Source organism: Mycobacterium sp. TH-M82 (assembly GCF_057473605.1).
Genome location: NZ_JBYCKY010000830.1, coordinates 1 through 6613 on the forward strand (window position 1 = coordinate 1; position 6613 = coordinate 6613).

5 protein-coding genes are annotated in these 6613 nt (G+C 68.9%); 3 read left to right on the plus strand and 2 right to left on the minus strand.

The window, feature by feature from the left end:
* Both AC2VON_RS24180 and AC2VON_RS24185 read right to left on the minus strand, forming a co-directional pair.
* A partial coding sequence (locus AC2VON_RS24180) for a family 1 encapsulin nanocompartment shell protein (protein WP_486955104.1) occupies positions 1-352 on the minus strand: 352 nt, incomplete at its 3' end.
* Positions 349-1350: a Dyp-type peroxidase gene (locus AC2VON_RS24185; RefSeq protein ID WP_486955105.1), complete on the minus strand. Its 1002-nt coding sequence runs from the start codon at positions 1348-1350 to the stop codon at positions 349-351. The genes AC2VON_RS24180 and AC2VON_RS24185, both read right to left, overlap by 4 nt.
* A gap of 52 nt (positions 1351-1402) precedes the next feature.
* On the opposite strand from AC2VON_RS24185, the gene AC2VON_RS24190 reads away from it, so the two are divergent.
* From AC2VON_RS24190 to AC2VON_RS24200, 3 genes are all read left to right on the plus strand, one after another.
* Entirely contained in the window at positions 1403-2668 is a 1266-nt protein-coding gene (locus AC2VON_RS24190) for a M18 family aminopeptidase (protein ID WP_486955106.1), read from the plus strand.
* Between the two features lie 74 nt (positions 2669-2742).
* A complete protein-coding gene (purL, locus tag AC2VON_RS24195) occupies positions 2743-5031 on the plus strand; it encodes a phosphoribosylformylglycinamidine synthase subunit PurL (RefSeq protein ID WP_486955108.1) in 2289 nt (762 codons plus the stop codon).
* Positions 5028-6613 (plus strand): alpha/beta hydrolase (locus AC2VON_RS24200; protein WP_486955107.1); only part of this gene is annotated, 1586 nt, incomplete at its 3' end. The genes purL and AC2VON_RS24200, both read left to right, overlap by 4 nt.

A 6613-nucleotide genomic window follows, 5' to 3' on the forward strand; every position in this document is an offset into this window, starting at 1 on the left:
CCCGATCCTCGGCGAACGCCAGCTTCTTCGCCGCGTCTTTGACCGGATCCCAGTCGGCGTCCTGCGAACCGCGTTCTACGTCGTCGATCTCGGTCCGCGACAGTGTGAACGGAACCCGCAGTCGTACCAGGGGTTTGCTGGCCCGCAGGTGCGCGATGACGCCGTCGGCGGGGGCGGTCACATCGGTCAGCCGGCCGGTGCCGACCGCGGCCGCCCGCGGTCCACCCGCGTCGCTGACGTCGACCACCAGCCGGCCGGCGATGTGGCGTTTGAACGTCCGGGTGGCCTCATGTTCGATTTCGGCCCACGCGACGTCGGTGATCGGGGCGAGTTCGCGGTAGAGGTTGTTCATCGGGCGGTTCCTTTCAGGCTGCCGATCGTCAGTGAGCCGCTGGCCGGGGTGGAGGGCTTCGGACCGGGCAGCGGCGGTGGATCGTCGAGGAAATCGACAGTCGGGGTGAAGAACAGGCCTCCGGTGAGTGCTGTGGAGAAGTCCAGGATGCGGTCGGTGTTGCCGGGCGGGTCACCCAGAAACATGTTGCGCAGCATCCGCTCGGTGACCGCCGGCGCCCGCGAATACCCGATGTAGTAGGTGCCGGACTGGCCGGTCCCCACCGTGCCGAACGGCATGTTGGCCCGCACGATGTCCAGTTCGTTGCCGTCGTCGTCTTCGATCACGTTGAGCGCCACGTGGGAGTTGGCCGGCTTTTCGGCATCGCTCAATTCGATGTCGTCGAGTTTCGTACGTCCGATCACCCGCTCCTGCTCGGTGACCGACAGGGCTTCCCAGCCCGCCATGTCGTGCACGTATTTCTGTACATGCACATAAGACGAGCCCACGAAGTCCGGGTCTTCACTGCCGATCTGGGCTGCCTTCGCCGCGTCGGAGCCATCCGGGTTCTCGGTGCCGTCGACGAAGCCGAGCAGGTCGCGGTTGTCGAAGTACCGGAAGCCGTGCACTTCGTCGACGACGGTGACCGCGCCGTCCAGGGCCCGCAGAATGCGCCTGGCCAGCTCGAAGCAGACGTCGTGCGTCTCGGCGCGGATGTGGAACAGCAGGTCGCCGGGTGTGGCGGGCGCGGTGTGACGCGGGCCGTCCAGCGCGACGAATGGGTGCAACTCGGCCGGCCGGGGCCCGGCGAACAGCCGGTCCCAGGCGGCCGAGCCGATCGAGGTGACCAGCGACAGCCGCTTGGCCGGATCGCGGAAGCCGATAGCGGGCGCCAGCCCGGTCAGCTCCGGCAGCGCATCGTGCACCGTCGCCTCACCGCCGTCGTCGATGGTGGCCACCAGGAAGATGGCGGCGCAGGTCAGGGGAGCCAGCACAGGCTGGGACGCAACGGTTCGCACAGTCTGTAACCCTAGCGTCCGGGGCGGCCCGGCGATGAGAAAGACTGGGCGAATGGCGGCCACAGCGGCGGGGTTGTGCGAGTTCATCGACGCCTCACCCTCGCCATTTCACGTCTGCGCGACGGTCGCGCACCGGTTGCGCACCGCCGGGTACCGCGAAGTCGCCGAAGCCGACGCGTGGCCGGGCGAGGGCCGCTTCTTCACCGTGCGGGCCGGCTCGCTGGTGGCGTGGAACAGCACCGGGCGCGCTGGTGGAGCGTTTCGCATCATCGGTGCGCACACCGACAGCCCCAACCTGCGGGTCAAACAACGCCCCGACCGCGACGTCGCGGGCTGGCGAGTGGTTGCGCTGCAGCCCTACGGGGGCGCCTGGCTGAACTCCTGGCTGGATCGCGACCTGGGTGTCAGTGGGCGGCTGTCGGTGCGCGACGACACCGACAGCACCGGGGTCGTGCACCGGCTGGTGCGGGTCGACGAACCGGTCCTGCGGGTGCCGCAGCTGGCCATCCATCTGGCCGAGGACCGCGGATCGCTGGCCCTGGACCCGCAGCGCCACCTCAACGCGGTGTTCGGCGCCGGTGACGCGCCACGCTCTTTTCTGGGGTATGTCGCCGAGCGGGCCGGCGTCGAGCCGGGTCGCCTGCTGGGCTTCGACCTGATGACCCACGACCTCGCGCCCGCGGCGTTGACCGGTGTCGGCAGGGAGTTCGTCAGTGCATCCCGGCTGGACGACCAGGCCAGTTGCTATGCGGGGCTGGAGGCGCTGCTGGCCGCCGAGCCGGGGCGGCACCTGCCGGTGCTGGCGCTCTTCGACCACGAGGAGGTCGGCTCGACCTCGGATCACGGCGCGGCCTCCGAGCTGCTGCCCACCACGCTGGAACGGGTCACCCTGGCCGGCGGCGGGAACCGGGAGGACTTCCTGCGCAGGCTGGCGGGATCGATGCTGGCCTCGGCGGACATGGCGCACGCCACCCACCCGAACTACCCAGACCGCCACGATCCCGGGCACCCGATCGCGGTCAACGCCGGCCCGGTGCTCAAGGTGCAGCCCAACCTGCGCTACGCCACCGACGGACGTACCGCCGCGGCGTTCGCGCTGGCCTGCGAGCAGGCGGAGGTACCGCTGCAGCGTTACGAACATCGTGCCGACCTGCCCTGCGGTTCGACGATCGGCCCGATGAGCGCGGCCCGCGCCGGCATTCCCACCGTCGACGTGGGTGCGGCGCAGCTGGCTATGCATTCGGCGCGCGAACTGATGGGCGCGGCCGACGTCGCCTCGTACGCGGCGGCACTGGGCGCATTCCTGGCGCCTGTCTAACCGATTTCGGCGTGATTTCTTGCGCCCAGCGACGATTATCACTCCGAAATCGCAGGCAATAGACTGTGTCCGTGGTGATTGACACCGTCGAGCACGCGGCGGCCACCCCCGATCAACCCCAACCGTTCGCCGAGCTGGGTCTCAAAGACGACGAGTACCAGCGGATCCGCGACATCCTGGGGCGCCGCCCCACCGACTCCGAGCTGGCGATGTATTCGGTGATGTGGAGCGAACACTGCTCCTACAAGTCCTCCAAGGTGCACCTGCGCTACTTCGGCGAGACCACCACCGACGAGATGCGTTCGGTGATGCTGGCCGGTATCGGCGAGAACGCCGGGGTGGTCGACATCGGTGACGGCTGGGCGGTGACCTTCAAGGTGGAGTCGCACAACCACCCGTCCTACGTCGAGCCGTACCAAGGCGCGGCCACCGGTGTCGGTGGGATCGTGCGCGACATCATGGCGATGGGTGCACGCCCGGTCGCGGTGATGGACCAGCTGCGGTTCGGCGCCGCCGACGCCGACGACACCCGCCGGGTGCTCGACGGGGTGGTGCGCGGCATCGGCGGCTACGGAAACTCGCTGGGGCTGCCCAACATCGGCGGCGAAACGGTCTTCGACGCCTGCTACGCCGGCAACCCGTTGGTCAACGCGCTGTGTGTCGGCGTGCTGAAAAAAGAAGACCTGCAGTTGGCGTTCGCGTCCGGCGCCGGCAACAAGATCGTCCTGTTCGGCGCGCGCACCGGCCTGGACGGCATCGGTGGGGTGTCGGTGCTGGCGTCGGAGACCTTCGGCGGCGACGAGGGCGCGGCCGCCGGCCGCAAGAAACTGCCGTCGGTGCAGGTCGGTGACCCCTTCACCGAGAAAGTGCTCATCGAATGCTGCCTGGAGTTGTATGCAGCCGGGCTGGTGGTCGGCATCCAGGATCTCGGTGGTGCCGGGCTATCCTGCGCCACATCGGAATTGGCGTCGGCCGGTGACGGCGGAATGAGCATCCAGTTGGACAAGGTACCGCTGCGCGCCGCAGACATGACCCCGGCCGAGGTGCTCTCCAGCGAGTCGCAGGAGCGGATGTGCGCGGTGGTCACCCCGGAGAACGTCGAGAAGTTCCTGGCGGTGTGCCGCAGATGGGACGTGCCGGCCACGGTGATCGGGGAGGTCACCGACGGCGACCGGCTGCAGATCGCCTGGCACGGTGAGACCGTCGTCGACGTGCCGCCCCGCACGGTCGCGCACCAGGGGCCGGTTTATCAGCGCCCGCTCGCCCGCCCGGAGGCCCAGGATGCGCTGAACGCCGACACCTCGGCCAAGCTCCCGCGTCCGGTCACCGGCGAGGAGCTGCGGGCGACTTTGCTTGCGCTGCTGAGCAGTCCACACCTGTGCAGCCGCGCGTTCATCACCGAACAGTACGACCGCTACGTCCGCGGCAACACCGTGCTGGCCGAACACGCCGACGGCGGGGTGCTGCGTGTCGACGAGACCACCGGGCGTGGCATCGCCATCTCCACCGACGCGTCAGGCCGCTACACCGTCCTGGATCCCTACACCGGCGCCCAGCTCGCGCTGGCCGAGGCGTACCGCAACGTCGCCGTCACCGGCGCCACCCCGGTGGCCGTCACCAACTGCCTCAACTTCGGCTCCCCGGAGGACCCCGGCGTGATGTGGCAGTTCGCCGAGGCGGTGCGCGGGCTCGCCGACGGCTGTGCGGCCCTGGGGATCCCGGTCACCGGAGGCAACGTCAGCTTCTACAACCAGACCGGTTCGACGCCGATCCACCCCACCCCCGTCGTCGGTGTGCTCGGCGTGCTCGACGATGTCAGCCGCCGTCTCCCGACCGCCATGGGCGCCGAGCCGGGGGAGACGCTGATGCTGCTCGGCGACACCCGCGACGAGTTCGACGGCTCGGTCTGGGCACAGGTGACCGCGGACCACCTGGGTGGCCGGCCGCCGGAGGTCGACCTAGCCCGGGAGAAGCTGCTGGCCGACGTGCTGTGCGCGGCGTCGCGTGACGGCCTGGTCTCCGCGGCGCATGATCTGTCCGAGGGCGGCCTGGCCCAAGCGCTCGTCGAATCGGCACTTGCTGGCGAAAGCGGTTGCCGCATAGTGCTTCCCGAAGGCTTTGAAACAAGCACAGGTCCGTTCACCTTTCTCTTCTCCGAATCTGCCGGCCGGGTGTTGGTGGCGGTGCCGCGCACTGAGGAGAGCCGATTCCAGGCGCTGTGCGAAGCACGCGGACTGCCCGCCGTCCGCATCGGGGTCGCAGACCAGGGCTCAGGCGCCGTGGACGTGCAGGGCTTGTTCAGCGTGTCGCTGCAGGAATTACGCAACGCCTACGAGAGTGTGTTGCCAGGATTGTTCGGATGAGCCCGGCCCGCACCGGCGAGCATCACCCGCTGCTGGTGTGGGCGTGGGGGCTGCTGCGACTGCAGTTCATCGGGGTGGCGTTCGGCGCGCTGTTCTTCTGCCTGTCGCTGACGCCGTCGCTGCTGCCGCGCGACTGGCTGTTCCAGGGCCTCATCGGTGGCGGCAGCGCCGCCTTCGGGTACGGCCTGGGTGTACTGCTCGGCAAAGTCGTCCACCGGGCGGTGCTGCGCAACGCCGGTTGGTGGCCGCCACCACCCCGAATGCTGTTCGCGCTGAAGGCGGTAGTGGTGGTGGCCGCCCCGGCGGCCTGCCTGCTGATGCTGATCCCGGCCGCCGGCTGGCAACGCCAGGTCTTTGCGCTGATGGGTATCGAAGGCCCGACGACGCCGGCATATCTGCGCACCCTGCTCATCGCGGCCGGAGTCGCCGCCCTGCTGGTGTCGGCGGCCCGGATGGTGATCGATGCGGTCAAGCTGTTGGCCAGGAGGCTGATCCGGCGCTGGCATCTGCACGACGAGGTCGCGTTGTTCATCGGCAGCGCCGTCGTCGTCGTGCTGCTGATCACCCTGATCAACGGCGTGCTCGTCCGCGGCTTCTTCGTCGGCGCCAATGCGTTGTCCGAGCCGCGGAACACCGCAACCAAGGCCGGGGTAGAACAACCGGTGCAACCGGAAAGATCAGGCAGCACAGCATCTTTGGTGCCGTGGGATACCCTCGGCTTCCAGGGCCGCAGCTTTGTCGCCGGCGGGCCGCGCGCCGAAGAACTGGCGCGGGTCAACGGCCGGCCCGCCAAGGAGCCCATCCGGGTGTACGCCGGCCTGCACAGCGCCCCGGACGACCGCGCCCGGATGGAGCTGCTGGTCGAAGAACTGGACCGCACCAAAGCCTTCGACCGCCTGGTGCTGGTGATCATCCCGACCACCGGCACCGGCTGGATCAACCCGGTGGCCGCCAGAGCATTGGAAATGGTCTACAACGGCGACACCGCGTTGGTCGGGGTGCAGTATTCCTACCTGCCGAGCTGGATCTCGTTCTTAGCCGACCGGCAGAAATCGACGGATTCCGGCCGGATGCTGATCGACACCATCCACCACCGCTGGCAGCAACTGTCGACGGGTCATCGCCCCAAGTTGGTGCTCTATGGCGAGAGTCTGGGGGCACTGGCCGGCCAGGCCGCCTTCGGCTGGCTCCCGGACATTGCGAAGATGGGATTCGACGCGGTGCTGTGGGTGGGGCCGCCGAATGCCAGTAATCTGTGGCACGCGTTGGTCGTACGGCGTGACCCGGGCAGCACCGAAGTGCTGCCGCGCTACGACAACGGGCGTACGGTGCGGTTCGCCCAGGGCACCGATCCGGATGAGGTCGCCAGGATCGCGGCGCCGCCGTGGCAGGGTCCCCGGGTGCTGTTCCTGCAGCACGCCTCCGACCCGGTGGTGTGGTGGTCGCCCGATCTGCTGCTGTCCCGGCCGGACTGGCTGACCGAGCCGCCCGGACCGGATCGCACCGCGTCGATGCGCTGGTATCCGGTGGTGACGTTCTGGCAGGTGGCTGCCGACTTGAGCAATGGCGAAGCGATGCCGCC

What these genes read in the sequence shown, in the direction of transcription:
- AC2VON_RS24190 (WP_486955106.1), top strand. Translation starts at nt 1,403, where the DNA reads ATGGCGGCCACAGCGGCGGGGTTGTGCGAGTTCATCGACGCCTCACCC.